The 17,741-nt window shown below is 50.3% G+C and carries 19 protein-coding genes and 1 other annotated feature; all 19 genes read left to right on the top strand.

Translation table 11 applies throughout. The features are described 5' to 3' along the window. Positions 1 to 101: 101 nt before the first annotated feature. Positions 102 to 1,190 (top strand): PIN/TRAM domain-containing protein, encoded by a 1,089-nt coding sequence (locus tag NST84_RS27700; RefSeq protein ID WP_342563232.1) that lies wholly within the window; start codon positions 102 to 104, stop codon positions 1,188 to 1,190. A 97-nt stretch (positions 1,191 to 1,287) separates the two neighbouring features. Next, complete coding sequence (ispD, locus tag NST84_RS27695; RefSeq protein WP_342563231.1) at positions 1,288 to 1,980, top strand: 2-C-methyl-D-erythritol 4-phosphate cytidylyltransferase; 693 nt, start codon at positions 1,288 to 1,290, stop codon at positions 1,978 to 1,980. A gap of 3 nt (positions 1,981 to 1,983) precedes the next feature. Then, entirely contained in the window at positions 1,984 to 2,472 is a 489-nt protein-coding gene (gene ispF, locus NST84_RS27690) for a 2-C-methyl-D-erythritol 2,4-cyclodiphosphate synthase (RefSeq protein ID WP_342563230.1), read from the top strand. Between the two features lie 49 nt (positions 2,473 to 2,521). Next, the gene (gene gltX / locus NST84_RS27685; protein WP_342563229.1) at positions 2,522 to 3,985 is read left to right on the top strand and encodes a glutamate--tRNA ligase; all 1,464 of its coding nucleotides are present in this window, start codon (positions 2,522 to 2,524) and stop codon (positions 3,983 to 3,985) included. Positions 3,986 to 4,539: 554 nt separating this feature from the next. After that, a complete protein-coding gene (cysE, locus tag NST84_RS27680; protein ID WP_342563228.1) occupies positions 4,540 to 5,232 on the top strand; it encodes a serine O-acetyltransferase in 693 nt (230 codons plus the stop codon). A gap of 54 nt (positions 5,233 to 5,286) precedes the next feature. Further along, positions 5,287 to 6,693 carry a cysteine--tRNA ligase gene (gene cysS / locus NST84_RS27675; RefSeq protein WP_342563227.1) on the top strand — a complete coding sequence of 469 codons (1,407 nt, stop codon included), beginning with the start codon at positions 5,287 to 5,289 and terminating at the stop codon, positions 6,691 to 6,693. After that, a complete protein-coding gene (locus NST84_RS27670; RefSeq protein ID WP_342563226.1) occupies positions 6,690 to 7,127 on the top strand; it encodes a Mini-ribonuclease 3 in 438 nt (145 codons plus the stop codon). The genes cysS and NST84_RS27670 overlap by 4 nt, the downstream gene beginning before the upstream one ends. A 33-nt stretch (positions 7,128 to 7,160) precedes the next feature. Beyond that, positions 7,161 to 7,922, top strand: a complete 762-nt coding sequence (gene rlmB / locus NST84_RS27665; protein WP_342563225.1) for a 23S rRNA (guanosine(2251)-2'-O)-methyltransferase RlmB — start codon at positions 7,161 to 7,163, stop codon at positions 7,920 to 7,922. Between the two features lie 2 nt (positions 7,923 to 7,924). Further along, on the top strand, positions 7,925 to 8,446 hold the full coding sequence (locus tag NST84_RS27660; protein ID WP_342563224.1) for an NYN domain-containing protein: 522 nt from the start codon (positions 7,925 to 7,927) through the stop codon (positions 8,444 to 8,446). A 153-nt stretch (positions 8,447 to 8,599) separates the two neighbouring features. Then, positions 8,600 to 9,244 (top strand): RNA polymerase sporulation sigma factor SigH, encoded by a 645-nt coding sequence (gene sigH, locus NST84_RS27655; RefSeq protein ID WP_068727698.1) that lies wholly within the window; start codon positions 8,600 to 8,602, stop codon positions 9,242 to 9,244. 362 nt (positions 9,245 to 9,606) lie between these two features. Then, entirely contained in the window at positions 9,607 to 9,756 is a 150-nt protein-coding gene (gene rpmG, locus NST84_RS27650) for a 50S ribosomal protein L33 (protein ID WP_074086515.1), read from the top strand. 20 nt (positions 9,757 to 9,776) lie between these two features. Beyond that, entirely contained in the window at positions 9,777 to 9,968 is a 192-nt protein-coding gene (gene secE, locus NST84_RS27645; RefSeq protein WP_342563223.1) for a preprotein translocase subunit SecE, read from the top strand. A gap of 21 nt (positions 9,969 to 9,989) precedes the next feature. Further along, on the top strand, positions 9,990 to 10,523 hold the full coding sequence (gene nusG / locus NST84_RS27640) for a transcription termination/antitermination protein NusG (protein WP_020427084.1): 534 nt from the start codon (positions 9,990 to 9,992) through the stop codon (positions 10,521 to 10,523). A gap of 77 nt (positions 10,524 to 10,600) precedes the next feature. Continuing rightward, on the top strand, positions 10,601 to 11,026 hold the full coding sequence (rplK, locus tag NST84_RS27635; RefSeq protein WP_019908208.1) for a 50S ribosomal protein L11: 426 nt from the start codon (positions 10,601 to 10,603) through the stop codon (positions 11,024 to 11,026). Positions 11,027 to 11,107: 81 nt separating this feature from the next. Further along, positions 11,108 to 11,800: a 50S ribosomal protein L1 gene (gene rplA, locus NST84_RS27630; protein WP_342563222.1), complete on the top strand. Its 693-nt coding sequence runs from the start codon at positions 11,108 to 11,110 to the stop codon at positions 11,798 to 11,800. Between the two features lie 67 nt (positions 11,801 to 11,867). Further along, positions 11,868 to 12,021, top strand: a sequence feature (ribosomal protein L10 leader region). A 64-nt stretch (positions 12,022 to 12,085) separates the two neighbouring features. Then, positions 12,086 to 12,589: a 50S ribosomal protein L10 gene (rplJ, locus tag NST84_RS27625; protein WP_342563221.1), complete on the top strand. Its 504-nt coding sequence runs from the start codon at positions 12,086 to 12,088 to the stop codon at positions 12,587 to 12,589. A 65-nt stretch (positions 12,590 to 12,654) separates the two neighbouring features. Continuing rightward, positions 12,655 to 13,014 (top strand): 50S ribosomal protein L7/L12, encoded by a 360-nt coding sequence (gene rplL, locus NST84_RS27620; RefSeq protein ID WP_342563220.1) that lies wholly within the window; start codon positions 12,655 to 12,657, stop codon positions 13,012 to 13,014. 125 nt (positions 13,015 to 13,139) lie between these two features. Then, on the top strand, positions 13,140 to 13,745 hold the full coding sequence (locus NST84_RS27615) for a class I SAM-dependent methyltransferase (protein ID WP_342563219.1): 606 nt from the start codon (positions 13,140 to 13,142) through the stop codon (positions 13,743 to 13,745). A 410-nt stretch (positions 13,746 to 14,155) separates the two neighbouring features. Then, positions 14,156 to 17,701 carry a DNA-directed RNA polymerase subunit beta gene (gene rpoB, locus NST84_RS27610; protein WP_342563218.1) on the top strand — a complete coding sequence of 1,182 codons (3,546 nt, stop codon included), beginning with the start codon at positions 14,156 to 14,158 and terminating at the stop codon, positions 17,699 to 17,701. Positions 17,702 to 17,741 lie beyond the last annotated feature (40 nt).

The following is a 17,741-nucleotide window of genomic DNA, read 5'->3' as shown; positions in this document are numbered from 1 at the left end:
CTGCAGAAAATAAGCGTAGCTGCGATTACCATCCTGATAATTGGAACATACTGGAGAGGTATAAATCATTTCAGGATGAATAAAAGGAGGTGCGTAGGGTTATGTGGAAAAAGATTATTTTGACGCTTGCCGGGTTATCAGGAGCCTGGTCCGGCTATTCGCTATACCATACGGCAGAAAAGGGATTTCCGCAGGGCATGGATAAACTGGCAGGGGATCTGCCTGTGGATGGAAGCATTTTGTTTACGGTGCTGGGAGCCATTATTTTTTTGATTGCGGGGACTTTATGCGCGGATTGGGGCGGTACAAAGCTGCGTGAGGCGGTGGTGTACTGTTCGCGTATACCGATGAATGAAATGGCTGCAGGCGCTGCCGGACTGACAGGAGGACTTTTGCTGTCCCTCCTGCTGCATCCGGCCATGGACTGGCTCGGCAAAGCAGGCGACCTGCTGCAGGTAGCGGCTACGCTGGCGCTCGGTTACATGGGGCTGCGGATCGGATTGGAAAAGAAGGAAGAACTCGCATCACTCTGGGCAACCGGACGGTGGGGTCAGACGGAAGAGCCGGAGGGACGGGGGCTTGAAGAGCACAAGATTCTGGATACCAGCGTCATCATCGACGGGCGGATCGCAGACATCTGCAAGACGGGTTTTATTGAAGGGACGATTGTCATCCCGGAATTCGTGCTTGAGGAGCTGCAGCATATTGCCGATTCTTCGGACCTGCTGAAGCGTAACCGCGGACGGCGGGGGCTTGATATTCTCAACAAAATCCAGAAAGAGCTGGATGTAAAGGTACTAATCTACGAGGGGGATTTTGAAGAAATCTCCGAAGTGGACAGCAAGCTGGTCAAGCTGGCTAAGGTGCTGCGCGGCAAGGTCGTCACCAATGACTTCAACCTGAATAAGGTATGTGAGCTGCAGGGCGTATCCGTGCTTAACATCAATGATCTGGCCAATGCGGTTAAACCGGTTGTGCTGCCCGGAGAGGAAATTATTGTACAAGTCATCAAGGACGGTAAGGAGCATGGCCAGGGGGTAGCTTATCTGGATGACGGTACAATGATTGTGGTTGAAGGCGGACGCGAGTACATCGGCACCACAATGGAAGTACTGGTGACAAGTGTGCTGCAGACATCTGCGGGCAGAATGATTTTTGCCAAGCCGAAGCTGCTGGAAAAAGCACAATAAATGCCGTAACACAGGCTCCAATACTGTCTTACGGGTTGGAAATGGCAGCCAAACACGTTATGATGGGGTTATACGTGAAGGACAGGAGCCTAAGAACATGTCAAACAGTGTAGGCGCCGTGATTGTGGCGGCAGGCAGAGGGACAAGAATGGGGACCGTGGAGAGCAAGCAGTATCTGCTGCTGCAGGATAAACCGGTTATCGTTCATACACTTGAGGTGTTCCAGCGGCATGAGCTTATCACTGAGATCGTGCTGGTCACCGGTGAAGCGGACATCGTACGCTGCCGGGAATGGGTGGTGGCCTATAAGCTGGATAAGGTAAAGGCTGTAATCGCCGGAGGAGCAGAGCGTCAGCAATCTGTGTACAAGGGACTGCAGGCACTGGAGACTGACTGGGTGATGGTCCACGACGGTGTCCGCCCGTTTGTACAAGCTGCTGAGATCAGTGTTTGTTACGATAAGGCGGTTCAGACCGGAGCGTCAGTACTGGCTGTGCCGGTTAAGGATACAATTAAGCAGGTGAACGGTGCGGGCCAAGTGGTGTCAACACCTGACCGGCGAAGTCTGTGGGCGATTCAGACCCCGCAGACTTTTCGTCTGTCTGAGCTGATGGCATCCTATGAGGCAGCGGAGCGGGACGGATTTCTTGGAACCGATGATTCCAGCCTAGCAGAACGCAGCGGGATTACAGTCTCCGTGGTGGAAGGAAGCTACAGCAATATCAAGCTGACGACACCGGAGGATCTGGATTTTGCCGAATTTACACAAAGAATCAGGGGAGAGGGTTAACAGATGATAGCTGTAGGACAGGGATTTGATGTACACCAGCTGGTAGAGGGAAGACCGTGCATTATTGGCGGCGTAACGATTCCTTATGAAAAGGGGCTGCTGGGCCACTCCGATGCGGATGTGCTGCTGCATGCAGTCAGCGATGCCATTCTCGGGGCTTTGGGGCTTGGCGATATCGGCCGGCATTTTCCTGATACCGATCCGGCATTTAAGGATGCTGACAGCCTGAAGCTGCTGGAGCATGTCTGGGCACTTGCCCGTGAACGCGGGTACAAGCTTGGAAATATTGATTCTACTATTATTGCACAGAAGCCGAAGATGGCTCCTTACATTCCGCAGATGACCGAGATTATTGCCAAAGCGCTGGGTGCTGAGGTTTCCAAAGTTAATGTAAAGGCAACGACGACAGAGCAGCTCGGCTTTGCCGGACGCGGAGAGGGAATTGCGGCACAATCTATTGTCTGCCTGCTCCAAGATGTGATATCATCTTGAGATGGCTGTTACACTAATTTTTAACCATTATGAAGCGGAGGGGATTACAGTGGCGGATCAAGTCCGGGTGCGTTATGCACCGAGCCCTACGGGACATTTACATATCGGAAATGCCAGAACGGCATTGTTTAACTATTTGTTTGCCCGTAATCTGGGCGGTAAATTCATTATCCGGATCGAAGATACAGACGTAAAGCGCAACGTGGCCGGCGGGGAAGAAAGCCAGCTGAAATATTTGAAATGGCTGGGCATCAACTGGGATGAGAGCGTAGATGTGGGCGGGGATTACGGCCCGTACCGCCAGACGGAACGTCTGGATCTGTACCGCATATACTGGCAGGATCTGATTGACCGCGGTCTCGCTTACCGCTGCTACTGTACGGAAGAGGAGCTGGAAGCAGAGCGTGAGGAACAGACTGCACGCGGTGAAACGCCGCGCTATTCCGGCAAGCACCGCGATCTGACTGAAGAGCAGCGCCTTGCTTTTGAAGCGGAAGGACGTATTGCCAGCATCCGCTTCCGGGTGCCTGAAGACCGTACCTATACCTTTGATGATATTGTTAAGGGCAGTATCTCTTTCAATACCAAGGAAATGGGCGATTTCGTCATCGTGAAGAAAGACGGAATTCCGACCTATAACTTTGCGGTTGCCATTGATGACCATCTGATGGAAATCTCTCATGTGCTGCGCGGAGAAGACCATATTTCGAATACCCCGCGCCAGCTGATGATTTACGAAGCGCTGGGCTGGGAAGCTCCGCTGTTCGGCCATATGACGCTGATTGTCGGCGATGACCACAAGAAGCTGAGCAAGCGCAATGAATCGATTATTCAATTTATCGAGCAGTACGATCAGCTGGGCTATCTGCCTGAGGCACTGTTCAATTATATTTCCCTGCTCGGCTGGTCGCCGGAAGGGGAAGAGGAGATCTTCAGCCAGGAACAGCTGATCTCCATCTTTACAGCTGACCGTCTGTCGAAGAGTCCGGCCGTGTTCGACAAGAACAAGCTGGCGCATATCAATAACCACTATATCAAGCATGCTGATCCGCAGCGGATTGCAAGCCTTGCTATCCCGCATCTTCAGAAGGCAGGCCGGCTGCCGGCAGAGCTGAATGAAGAGCAGCAGGTCTGGGCCGCAAGCCTTGTAGCGTTATACCAGGAGCAGATGACCGCGGCATCAGACATCGTGGCCTTGTCCGAGCTGTTCTTCCGCAGCCATCTGGAGCTGGAGACTGAGGCAGCACAGGTGCTTGCCGAGCCGCAGGTGCCGGAGGTTCTGTCCGCATTCCTGGCTAAGGTGGAGGCTACTGAGGACTTCACTGCTGCTAATATGGCGGTGCTGATCAAGGAAGTGCAGAAAGAAACCGGCCATAAGGGCAAAGGGCTGTTTATGCCGATTCGTGTCGCCCTGACCGGCCAGACGCATGGCCGTGATCTTAATGTGACAATTGCCCTGCTGGGACGCAACCGGGTGATTGAACGGCTGAAGTCGCAGATTAAAGGGGCTTAGGCTGCAGACGGCCGCTTATAACTCTTGTCAGTCCAGATTCTTTTCGCTAAGATAGAGACATATTGTAATAGCTTTGATCAGGAGAAGTATGCGTGTAAAGACAATTACCAGAGAGAATAACCGCGAAGAGCAGATTTCCTTTGTGGCTGGGAGTTATTCACTTGTCTTCCGCAGAATATGCGCCTGTGAGCTGTGCGGCTGAGCGGTTCCATCAGAGGAGCGTTAGGCTGTGCCGGGACGTTGCCGTTATGAACGCAAGAGGGAGAGCATCAGGCGCAGGCGTGAAATAGGCGCAGGCGGTGATGACAATCCGAGCAGAGTGGAACCGCGGTTTAACGCCTCTGCAGCTTTGAGCTGCAGAGGCGTTTTTTGTCGGAATATAAGGGGAATACAGTGCATCTGCAGCTTTGAGCTGCAGAGGCGTTTTTTGTCGGAATATAAGGGGAATACAGTGCATCTGCAGCTTACGTGTTAAGAAGCGGGTTGCCGGAAACTACCTTCGCCAGGCGTACCTGTTAACAGGAGGCGGCGGAGCCAAGAAGAGGGGAAACGTGATGTTTAAGCATATAAAGTCGGATATCCGGGCTGTATTCGACAACGATCCCGCGGCGCGGAGCAAATTCGAGGTTGTTTTTACTTATGCCGGACTTCACGCAATCTGGGCCCACAGGATCGCCCACTCCTTTTACACCCGCCGCTGGTTTACACTGGCCCGGGTAGTTTCGCAGTTCAGCCGGTTCATGACCGGTGTGGAAATCCATCCGGGCGCGACGATCGGCAACCGGCTGTTCATTGACCACGGGATGGGGATTGTCATCGGTGAAACCTGTGAAATCGGCGATGACGTTATCATCTACCAGGGGGTAACGCTTGGCGGTACAGGGAAGGAAAAGGGCAAGCGTCACCCGACTGTCGGCAATAATGTCGTTATCGGTTCCGGGGCAAAAGTACTGGGATCGTTCCGGATCGGCGATAATTCCAATATAGGCTCCAACGCAGTCGTTCTACGGGAAGTTCCGAACAACAGTACAGTCGTAGGCAACCCGGGGCGCGTAGTTAAGCGCAACGGGGAGCGGGTATCCGACCGGCTGGATCATACCAAGATGCCCGATCCGCTGGTTGATTCCCTGCGGTTTCTGCAGAAGGAAATTGAGGAGCTGCGCGAGCAGATGGGTAATGAGGATAAACAGAAGGCGGAGCAGCGGAGGCTGGAAAGCCAGCAGTATATCGGGGATTATGAAATTTAAAGATTGCCGGAGTTTAAATGAATCCCGGAACAACAGAAAGGATTGGGAACAGAAATGGCTTTGCAAATCTACAATACTATGACACGCAGTAAAGAAGAGTTTGTACCGCAGGAGCCGGGCAAAGTGAAGATGTATGTATGCGGACCTACAGTCTACGGCTATATGCACATCGGGAATGCCAGACCGGTTATCGTATTTGATATGGTGCGCAACTATCTTGAATCACTCGGCAATGAAGTGCGTTATCTGACCAACTTCACTGATGTGGATGACAAAATGATCCGCAAAGCGGAAGAGATGAACATCACTGTAGCCGAGGTTGCGGACATGTTCATTGCGGCTTATCAGGAGGATTTGGCCGGACTCGGCGTGAAGCCGGCGACCATGAATCCGCGGGTTACAGAGAGTATGGATAAGATTATTGAGTTTATCAAGGAGCTTGAAGAGAAGGGCTACGCCTATGAGAACGGCGGGGATGTGTATTACCGTACCGGTAAATTTGCTGATTACGGCAAGCTGTCCCGCCAGAACCTGGAGGAGCTGCGCTTCGGTATCCGCGTCGAGGTAGATCCCCGCAAGGAAAACCAGGAGGATTTTGTACTCTGGAAAGCGGCCAAACCGGGTGAGGTGCACTGGGCAAGTCCATGGGGAGAAGGACGTCCCGGCTGGCACATTGAGTGCTCTGCGATGGTCCGCGAATATTTAGGCAAAACTATCGACATCCATGGCGGCGGAGAGGATCTGAAATTCCCGCACCATGAATGCGAATGCGCACAGACCGAAGCGCTGACAGGTGAGCCGCTGTCGAATTATTGGATGCACAACGCGTTTCTGAACATCGGGGACGAGAAAATGTCGAAATCTCTGGGTAACGGCCTGCTTGTAAAGGATATCCGCGCCCGCTTTAAGGCAGGCACTATCCGGTATTTCATGCTCTCCAGCCATTACCGCAATCAGCTGAACTTTACGGAGGAAGCATTGCTGTCCGCCGAGAAGAGCGTGGAACGAATTGCGCTTGCTGAGAGCAATGTGAAGCACCGGCTTGAACTGGCTCCTGAAGGGGCTGAGGGTGAGGCAAGTGCTGCGGTTACCGAGCGGTTGGCCGCGATCACCGGCAGTTTTCATGCGAAAATGCAGGATGATTTCAATACACCGGATGCCATCACTGCCGTATTTGACTGGGTGAGCCTGGCGAATCAAACGCTGGCCAAAACGGATGCTGCGGCGGCAGATCTCGCAGCACTGCTGAAGACTTACGCTGAAATGAATGCTGTATTAAACCTGACTCCTGAACTTGAAGCTGAAGTGGCAAGTGAAGAGGTTGAACGTCTGATTGCTGAACGGGCGGAAGCGCGTAAGAACAAGAACTGGAGCCGGTCCGATGAGATCCGTGATGAGCTGAACAGCCTCGGCATTCTGCTGGAGGATACTCCGCAGGGAATGCGGTGGCGGCGTAAATGAGCGGCGGATTTGATTTAGAACAGGCCTGGTTCCCGTACGCACCTTCCCAGCCGGCCCATCTGCTTTCACCGATTGTGCTGGCTTATGCCGGGGATGCCATTTATGAGGTCGCGGTCCGGCAGTATCTGATCTCACTGCCGAATCTGCGGCCGAATCATCTGCACCGGACGGCCACCGGACTCGTCTCTGCCAAAGCGCAGAGCACCATTCTTGCCTATCTGGAGCCGGTGCTTACCGATGAGGAGAAGGACGTGGCCCGTCAGGGGCGGAATGCCAAATCCGGCACCATTCCCAAAAATGCCGATGTGCTTGAATACCGGCATGCGACAGCATTTGAATGTCTGATCGGACATCTGTATTACACCGGACAGCAGGAGAGAATCCGGGAGCTGGTCCACAGCAGTATCCAGTATATGATGAACCGGCCCAAGTGAGGCCGTTAAAGCTATAGAACAGGAGGCATGAACATGGAAGAACTAAAGACAGAAGAGGAAATACTGGCCGGCAAGCATTCAGTGCTTGAGGCGCTCCGCGCCGGCCGTACACTGAATAAAATCTGGATCGCTGAAACAGCCCAGAAGCATTTAACTGCACCCATTATTGCCGAAGCGCGCAAGGCAGGTATTGTGATCCAGCATGTAGACAAACGGAAGCTGGATCAGCTTGCGCCCGGAGTACAGCATCAGGGGGTAGTAGCACAAGCGGCACCGTTTGCCTATGCAGAGGTGTCTGATATTCTGGCAGCAGCCGAAGCCAAGGGAGAACCGCCGTTTCTGATTTTGCTCGATGAGATTGAAGATCCGCATAATCTGGGCTCCATTCTGCGTACGGCAGACTGCACCGGGGTGCATGGCGTAATCGTTCCGAAGCGCCGGTCGGCGCAGATTACAGCGACAGTCTCCAAAACATCAGCGGGTGCGGTAGAGTATGTTCCGGTAGCCCGGGTAACCAATCTCGGACAAACCATTGACCGGCTGAAGGAGCTTGGTGTCTGGGTAGTCGGTACGGATGTCGCAACGGATCAGAATTTGTATGAATCTGATATTTTTACAGGACCGGTTGCTGTCGTAATCGGTAACGAGAATAAAGGTATGGGCCGGCTCATCCGTGAAAAATGTGATGTACTGCTCAAGCTTCCGATGGCCGGCAAAATTAATTCCCTGAATGCATCCGTTGCTGCTGGAGTTATTATGTACGAGGTGCTGCGCCGCCGGCATCCGCAGGGATAGCTATGGCTGACTGGCGCGATGTGCTGCTGGTGGATGGATACAACATGATAGGCGGCTGGCCGGAACTGGCGGCGCTCTCGCTGTCCGGGATGCAGGAGGCGCGTGACCGGCTGCTGGATATGCTGGCTGATTATCAGGCATTCACCGGGCGGCGCGTTATCGCCGTGTTCGATGCATACCGGGTCCCGGGGCTCGGCCGTTCTTTTGTCCAGGGGAAGGTTCAGGTAGTCTTCACTAAGGAAAAAGAGACGGCGGACGAATGCATCGAGCGGCTGGTTGGGGAATACAGTCACCGGCGCCGGCAGATATATGTGGCAACAAGCGATTTTATAGAACAGCATGTAATCTTTGCCCAAGGTGCCCTGCGTGTCTCCGCAAGGGAGCTGAAAGTTGAGATTGAAGAGAATCAGAAGCTGGTCAAAAAAGCGATAGAACCGGAAAGCATCCGCTCCAAAAGGCATTCCCTGGAAGAGAAGCTGCCGCCGGATACGCGCAGACGTCTTGAAGACTGGCGCCGGCAATGAAACAGCAGCAGCAGACATCAAATGCCATAAATTGTTATTGAAGATTGTTTTTGGACAATATCTGGTTGACGTTGTAAGGTAACATAATATATACTGTTCCTATATTTTAGCTAAGTAACGATGTGTCTTGCGTTGCAGCCGGGGGGATTCTTGGTGAGTGTCGACCTCAAGGAAATAATGCTTTCCGAGTATGATTTCATAAGTGATGAAGAGATTGTCGAGATCTTCCGTAGTGGTGACAGCGGCGCATTGGAACACTTAATTAACAAGTACCGTAATTTTGTACGCGCTAAAGCCCGTTCTTACTTTTTAATTGGTGCAGACCGGGAGGATATCGTTCAGGAAGGCATGATTGGCCTGTATAAGGCAATCCGTGACTTCAAGGGTGACAAGCTTTCTTCGTTTAAGGCTTTTGCCGAGCTTTGTATAACCCGCCAGATCATTACCGCCATCAAGACTGCTACCCGCCAGAAGCATATTCCGCTTAATTCTTATGTCTCGCTGGACAAGCCTATCTATGATGAGGACTCCGACCGGACATTGATGGATGTGATTTGCGGCACCCAGGTGCTGGACCCGGAAGAGCTGATTATTAACCAGGAAGAATTCATCGGACTGGAAGATAAGATGGCAGAGATTTTAAGCGACCTTGAACGTAAAGTGCTGATGCTCTATCTGGACGGGCGTTCCTATCAGGAGATTGCGGAGGATCTAAAGCGGCATGTGAAGTCAATTGACAACGCATTGCAGCGGGTCAAACGTAAATTGGAAAGATATCTGGAAGTGCGTGACAATTAATGATATAATGTTAATGAAAGGCTCGGACATCGAGTCTTTTTTTAGTGTTTTGCTGGCTACTGTATGTTGATTAGACGGAAATTTGGACGCTTGCGGTTGGAAGAGGTTTACACAAAGTCGGAATGCTCCATAATGATAGGGAATGACCGTGTTCAGCGGGAAAAAGGCAGAGCAAGGACTACATGCAGCACACGACTACAAACCCGGAATTACCCAGCGCGATAGGGCAATTCTTTCGTTGACACAGACGTTGACATTATGCTAAAGTGTTTTAGGTAGGCCTAAATTCGCGGGTTTTTTTTAGGATCAATATTTGCGTCTTCTAATTTAAATTAGAAGTACGTCTTCGGGAGGTGCACATCATGCGGGTAATTATCACTTTGGCTTGTACAAGTTGCAAACAAAGAAACTATGCGACAACCAAAAACAAGCGAAATCACCCCGACCGCTTGGAGATGAAGAAATTTTGCAAGTTCTGTAACGAGCAAACTCCTCATCGCGAAACCAGATAGTCTTTGGAGGTGTAGTCGGCGTGAAACGTAGTTTTAAGTCTTTGTTTTCCTTTTTCACTGAGAGCTGGAGTGAACTCAAAAAAGTTCGCTGGCCTAGCCGTAAAGAGCTGAAAAACTACTCAATGATCGTTCTTGGTACTATTGTGGTGGTAGCTGTTTACTTCTGGGTTCTGGACATCATTATTTCCGCTGTAATTGAAGCGATTATTTAGAGAGGTCCTAGGTGGCTTGGTATGGAAAAAAGATGGTATGTTGTTCATACCTATTCCGGGTATGAGAATAAGGTTAAGGCCAATTTGGAAAAACGCGTTGAGTCCATGGGCATGGAAGACAAAATATTCCGCGTTCTTGTTCCTATGGAAGAAGAATTGGTAAACAAGGACGGTAAGAAAAAAACCGTTATGCGTAAAGTTTACCCCGGGTATGTTTTGGTCGAAATGGTTCAGACTGATGATTCATGGTATGTTGTCCGCAATACGCCGGGCGTTACCGGATTTGTCGGTTCGACAGGTTCCGGCTCCAAGCCTACCGCTTTGCTTCCGGAAGAAGTTGAACAAATTCTGAAGCATATGGGCATGGTTGAACCTAAAGCGAAGATTGATTTCGAAATTAAGGAATCCGTACGTATTATGGTTGGGCCTTTTGCGAATTTCGTGGGCTCCGTGGAAGAAATTTTGGCCGACAAGAGCAAAATCAAAGTGCATGTCAACATGTTTGGACGGGAAACCCCGCTGGAGTTGGATTTCACTCAAGTGGAAAAAATATAATAACAGTGTCAAGGGTTTCTTGTGGGAGAATGCGCTAAGCATTCGAATACCACTATTTTTGCAAGGAGGTGTCACTCATGGCTAAAAAAGTTATTAAAATGGTGAAACTGCAGATTCCTGCAGGGAAAGCGAATCCAGCGCCTCCAGTAGGTCCTGCGTTGGGTCAAGCAGGTGTCAACATCATGGCATTCTGTAAGGAATTCAATGCTCGTACTGCTGACCAGGCTGGTCTGATCATCCCGGTTGAAATTACAGTGTTTGAAGACCGTTCGTTTACTTTCATCACTAAAACTCCTCCGGCTGCCGTTCTGCTTCGCATCGCTGCTAAAGTAGAAAAAGGATCCGGTGAACCAAACAAGAAAAAAGTAGCGAAGCTCGGCCGCGCAGCGGTTCGTGAAATCGCCGAAACCAAAATGCCTGACCTTAACGCTGCATCTGTTGAAGCTGCAATGCGTATGGTTGAAGGTACTGCCCGTTCTATGGGTATCACAATCGAAGACTAATAAGTATTCGATGAACCGGTCATTCATGACTGCAATATGTGGGAGGAATTTCCGCTAACACCACAAAGGAGGAACATTTTCATGGCTAAACATGGTAAGAAATACCTGGAATCTGCTAAGCTGATCAACAGCGAAGCAACTTACGAGCCTTCAGAAGCTGTAGAGCTTGTGAAAAAGGCGGCAACTGCCAAATTCGACGAAACCGTTGAAGCAGCAGTTCGTCTGGGTGTAGACCCGCGTAAACAAGACCAAGCAGTTCGTGGTGTTGTTGTCCTGCCACACGGCACAGGCAAAACTCAACGCGTGCTTGTATTTGCAAAAGGTGAAAAAGCGAAAGAGGCGGAAGCTGCTGGCGCGGATTTTGTAGGCGATCAGGATATGATCAACAAGATCCAGCAGGGCTGGTTTGAATTCGACGTCTGCGTAGCTACACCTGATATGATGAGCGAAGTCGGTAAACTCGGCCGTCTGCTTGGTGGTAAAGGCCTTATGCCTAACCCTAAAGCCGGTACAGTTACTTTCGACGTTACCAAGGCTGTGCAAGAAATCAAAGCCGGTAAAATCGAATACCGTCTCGATAAAGCAGGTCAAATTCACGCGCCTATCGGCAAAGTGTCTTTTGCTCCTGAACAATTGAACGAAAATCTTAAAGCTCTTATGGACGCTTTGAACCGTGCGAAACCAGCCGCTGCTAAAGGTGTATACCTTAAAGGCATTGCAATTTCGTCCACAATGGGACCAAGCGCTCGTGTGAATGCAGCTGCCTTCAGATAATAGGGGTTGACTCTTTGAGTCATCTTTGATAATCTATAGTAGTTGTGAACTTTAAGGTGATCATTCTTGAACTTGAATATGCTTACCGTAGACAGTAGGTGCCGCAGGGCTTAATTTCCTACCGAGGTGTTGTGATAGAAATAAGAAGTACTAGGCGCTGCCTGAGTTACTTTCCTTTTATCAAGCCTTCGTGATTCTGCGGAGGCTTTTCTAATGCCTGCGTAGGAACGGCGGGGATTCATAGGAAGAGACGCCGTCACATAAATTTTCAGGAGGTGTATACAATTGGCAAATGCAAAAGTAATCCAAGCTAAACAGGATGCGGTTGATGTTGTTACCGGCAAACTGCAGAACAGTATCTCTACTGTTGTTGCGGACTACCGCGGATTGAACGTTGCCCAGGTAACTGAACTGCGTAAGCAGCTTCGTGAAGCTGGCGTTGACTTTCAAGTTCTGAAAAACTCATTGGTGCGTCGTGCGACTGCAGCTGCTGAGCTGACTGAACTGGATGCAGTTCTAACTGGCCCTACAGCAGTAGCATTCAGTGAAACTGATGCGGTAGTAGCAGCCAAGATTTTGAACGACTTCGCTAAGAAGAACGACGCTCTGAAGCTGAAAGGCGGCGTTGTGGAAGGCAAAGTTATCGATGCTGACCAACTGAAAGCACTGGCTGAACTGCCATCCCGCGATGGTTTGCTCTCCATGCTGCTTAGCGTGCTTCAAGCTCCAATGCGCAACTTCGCGCTTGCAGTTAAGGCTGTTGCTGAGAAAGAAGAACAAAGCGCGTAAGCCTTTGATTCTAGTCTCGTAATCAATACCACAAACAAATTTAAATATAAAATGGAGGTTCAATCATGAGCAAAGAAACAATCTTGGAAGAAATTAAAGGCATGAGCGTATTGGAACTGAACGACCTGGTTAAAGCAATCGAAGAAGAATTTGGTGTAACTGCAGCAGCTCCAGTAGCAGCTGGCGGTGCAGCAGCAGCAGTTGAAGAAGAGCAATCCGAATTCGACGTAATCCTGACAAGCGCTGGCGCTTCCAAGATCAACGTTATCAAGATCGTTCGCGAAATCACAGGCCTGGGCTTGAAAGAAGCTAAAGACCTCGTAGACAACGCTCCAAAGCCAATCAAAGAAAAAGTAAGCAAAGAAGAAGCCGAAGCTACCAAAGCAAAATTGGAAGAAGCAGGCGCTGGCGTAGAAGTGAAGTAATTTCACTTCCATAAGGCAATGCCCCGGGAAGAAGTAATTCCTCCCGGTTTACGCAACCCCCTTGAACTTGTTCAAGGGGGTTGCTGTATAAAGACATCTTTACTTAAAGCGAAAGGGAGAATCCTATGTCGCAGCATTATTACTCACAGCAGCCGGATGCCCGTCATGACAGACGGACGATCAATACGGTGCTGAGGGGAAAGAACCTCCGATTCACCAGCGACGCCGGTGTTTTTTCAAAAGGGGATATCGATTACGGAAGCCGCGTATTAATTGAAGCAATGGAAATTGCCGACGGTGCAGAAGTCCTTGATGTTGGATGCGGATATGGCCCTATTGGGATTAGTGCGGCTGTTCTTGCTCCTGCTGGCCATGTGACAATGATTGATATCAACAGCCGTGCAGTAGAGCTTGCCCGGGAGAATGCCCGGAATAACGGAATCGGGAATATTACGGCGATGGAAAGTGATGTGCTCTCTGCGGTACAAGGGCGGAAGTTTGATGTGGTTCTCACCAATCCGCCAATCCGTGCCGGCAAGTCTGTTGTGCATCAGATTTTTGAACAGGCATATGAGCATTTGAACGAGGGTGGAACGCTGTGGATTGTGATCCAGAAGAAGCAGGGAGCTCCTTCGGCAGTAGCCAAGCTGGAAAGCCTGTTTGCAGTTGTGGAAGAAGTGGGGAAAGATAAAGGATACCGCATTATTAAGGCGCAGAAAATAGTTGAATAATAGTTGACATTCGCCTTTGATAGTGTTATTATTATAAAATGTCAGTATTAACCTAGGCTCCATGTCTTTAGTTTGCTGAAATGTCAAGTGATAATGTCGCCGGCAAGCGCAAGCCGTTCGGCAAGTTTGTGCGAATTCCGTTCTCTATGTTACTGTCACGGCGAAGTCCGCCGGGATAATAGTTAATAGCGCATAAACTGTTGCTTGGTGACGTATATTATGTACGTTTTAGGCAAATCTACTGGATAAGGAGTATTTTGGCCATGGATAGATGCGCTCTTTTTTCGAAGATTTCGATAAGGGCTTTTCTTTATTTATGGTCGAATCCTTGTGTTATGGTTCCATTATACGGTTCCAAACAAGGGTTCGCAATCAATTTTTAAGTGAGTAGACATGAGGGGTGAGTAAAGTTGGCAGGACATCTTGTTCAGTATGGTCGACGCACTCGGCGGAGCTATGCGAGAATTAACGAGGTACTCGAGGTCCCGAACCTGATCGAGATCCAACAAAAATCTTATGATTGGTTTTTGGAGGAAGGATTGCGGGAAATGTTCCAGGACATCTCGCCGATCCAGGATTTCACTGGTAATTTGGTGCTTGAGTTCATTGATTACAGCCTGGGTGAACCGAAATATACGGTTGACGACGCTAAAGAGCGGGACGTAACATATGCGGCTCCTCTGCGGGTTAAGGTACGGCTCATTAATAAGGAGACCGGTGAGGTCAAAGAGCAGGAAGTGTTCATGGGAGATTTCCCGCTGATGACGGAGACCGGCACTTTTATTATCAATGGTGCGGAACGGGTTATTGTCAGCCAGTTGGTTCGCTCTCCTAGCGTCTATTTCAGCACAAAAGTGGATAAGAATGGCAAAAAAACCTACACCGCCACAGTAATTCCGAACCGTGGAGCCTGGCTGGAGCTTGAAACGGATGCGAAGGACATCATGTATGTCCGGATCGACCGCACACGTAAAATTCCGGTTACCGTGCTTCTGCGTGCTCTTGGTTTCGGCAGTGATGCCGAAATTCTGGAACTGCTTGGTAATGATGAATATATTCGCAATACGCTGGATAAAGACAACACGGACTCTACGGAAAAAGCGCTTATCGAAATTTATGAGCGTCTGCGTCCGGGCGAACCTCCGACACTTGATAATGCCAAGAGCCTTCTGGTCGCACGTTTCTTTGATCCGAAGCGCTATGACCTGGCCAATGTCGGCCGCTACAAAATCAACAAAAAGTTGCACATCAAGAACCGTCTGTTTAATCAGCGTCTGGCTCAGCCGCTCGTTGATGAATCGACCGGGGAAATCCTGGCAGAATCCGGCCAGATGGTTGACCGTCGTCTGCTTGATGAGCTGATTCCATACTTCGAAAAGAACATGGCTGCCAAAAACTACCGCGTAACCGGTGGAGTTATGGACAGTGAAGATATCCCGCTGCAGACAATCGATGTCTTCTCGCCGATTGAAGAAGGCCGGGTTATCAAGCTGATTGCCAACGGCAACATCGACAAGTCGGTCAAGCATATTACTCAGGCTGATATTATCTCCTCAATCAGCTACTTTATTAATCTGCTGCACGGTATCGGCAACACTGACGATATCGACCACTTGGGTAACCGCCGTTTGCGTTCTGTTGGTGAACTCCTGCAGAACCAGTTCCGTATCGGTCTGTCCCGTATGGAGCGCGTAGTGCGCGAGAGAATGTCGATTCAGGATGCCAATGCGATTACGCCACAGGCTCTGATCAACATCCGTCCCGTGATTGCGTCCATTAAAGAGTTCTTCGGAAGCTCGCAGCTGTCCCAGTTTATGGACCAGACGAACCCGCTTGCCGAGCTTACGCACAAGCGCCGTCTGTCAGCACTCGGACCCGGCGGTCTGACCCGTGAGCGCGCAGGCTTCGAAGTCCGCGACGTTCATCACAGTCACTATGGCCGTATGTGTCCAATCGAAACACCGGAAGGTCCGAATATCGGTTTGATCAACTCCTTGTCGACCTTTGCCCGCATCAATGAGTATGGCTTCATTGAAGCTCCATACCGTTGGGTGGATCCTAAGACAGGTAAGGTTACTGAACAGATTGATTACCTGACTGCCGATGAAGAAGATAACTATGTAGTTGCCCAGGCGAATGTCCTGATCGACGAAGATGGTACCTTCAAGGAAGATATGGTTATCGTCCGTTACAACAAAGACTCCGACAACATTACTACAATGCCTAGTAATCGCGTTGACTACATGGACGTTTCGCCAAAACAGGTTGTGTCGGTCGCTACGGCGCTCATTCCGTTCCTTGAGAACGATGACTCCAACCGCGCGCTGATGGGATCGAACATGCAGCGTCAGGCCGTTCCGCTTCTGATTCCGAAAGCACCGCTTGTCGGCACAGGGATGGAGCATAAATCCGCTAAAGATTCTGGCGTATGTATTGTTTCCAAGTACGACGGCATCATCGAACGCTCCTCGGCCAATGAAATTTGGCTGCGCCGCGTTGAGGCTGTTGACGGCAAGGAAGTTAAAGGCGATATCGTTAAATATAAATTACACAAATTTATGCGTTCGAACCAAGGTACCTGTATTAACCAGCGTCCTCTGGCTAAAAGAGGGGACATTGTTAAGAAGGGGGACATCCTGGCAGACGGACCTTCCACTGAAATGGGCGAATTGGCTCTGGGCCGCAACGTAGTTGTTGCGTTCATGACGTGGGAAGGTTACAACTACGAGGATGCGATCCTGCTGAGTGAAAAGCTGGTCAAGGAAGATGTATACACCTCGATCCACATCGAGGAATATGAATCCGAAGCCCGTGACACGAAGCTGGGACCTGAAGAAATTACCCGCGATATTCCTAACGTGGGTGAAGAGGCTCTGCGCAATCTCGACGAGCGCGGTATTATCCGCATCGGTGCCGAAATCAATGCCGGCGACATTCTTGTTGGTAAGGTTACTCCTAAGGGCGTAACAGAACTGACAGCTGAAGAACGTCTGCTGCATGCGATCTTTGGTGAGAAAGCCCGTGAAGTACGTGACACCTCGCTGCGCGTTCCTCACGGTAGTGATGGTATCATTGTTGACGTTAAAGTCTTCACCCGTGAGAACGGCGATGAGCTGCCTCCTGGCGTGAATCAGCTGGTACGCGTCTACATCGCCCAGAAACGTAAGATTTCTGAAGGTGATAAGATGGCGGGACGTCACGGTAACAAGGGTGTCGTTGCCCGTATCATGCCTGAAGAGGATATGCCGTTCCTTCCGGACGGTACACCTGTACAGGTAGTCCTGAATCCGCTGGGCGTACCTTCCCGTATGAACATCGGTCAGGTGCTTGAGGTGCATATCGGTATGGCTGCCCTGCAGCTCGGTATCCACATCGCTACTCCGGTATTCGACGGAGCGCGCGAGAACGACGTATTCGACACTATGGAAGAAGCAGGCATGCAGCGCAACGGTAAGACAGTGCTTTATGACGGACGTACAGGCGAGCGCTTTGAGCGTGAGGTTACTGTCGGTGTCATGCACATGATCAAGCTGGCGCACATGGTTGATGATAAGATTCACGCCCGTTCCACCGGTCCTTACTCCCTCGTTACACAGCAGCCGCTCGGCGGTAAAGCGCAGTTCGGCGGACAGCGCTTCGGGGAAATGGAAGTTTGGGCGCTTGAAGCCTACGGTGCTGCATATACACTGCAAGAGATTTTGACCGTGAAGTCCGATGACGTGGTCGGCCGTGTGAAAACATACGAATCCATCGTCAAAGGCGAGAATGTACCGGAACCGGGTGTTCCGGAATCATTCAAGGTACTCATCAAGGAACTGCAGTCGCTTGGTATGGATGTTAAGATCCTCAGCGGCGACGAGCAGGAGATCGAGATGAAGGAACTGGATGACGAAGACGAGACGTCAGGCGACAAGCTGAGCCTCAATCTAGAGGGTGCGGAAGTCGGTATCGATTAAGTTGTAAGCAGGATATGAATTTTATGTAAAAAGGACCGCG

Origin of the sequence: Paenibacillus sp. FSL R7-0345, from assembly GCF_038595055.1 — a bacterium.
GTDB lineage: Bacteria > Bacillota > Bacilli > Paenibacillales > Paenibacillaceae > Paenibacillus_AQ.
Note: the sequence above shows the minus strand (reverse complement) of the source record. Positions and strands in the feature narration are given on the sequence as shown.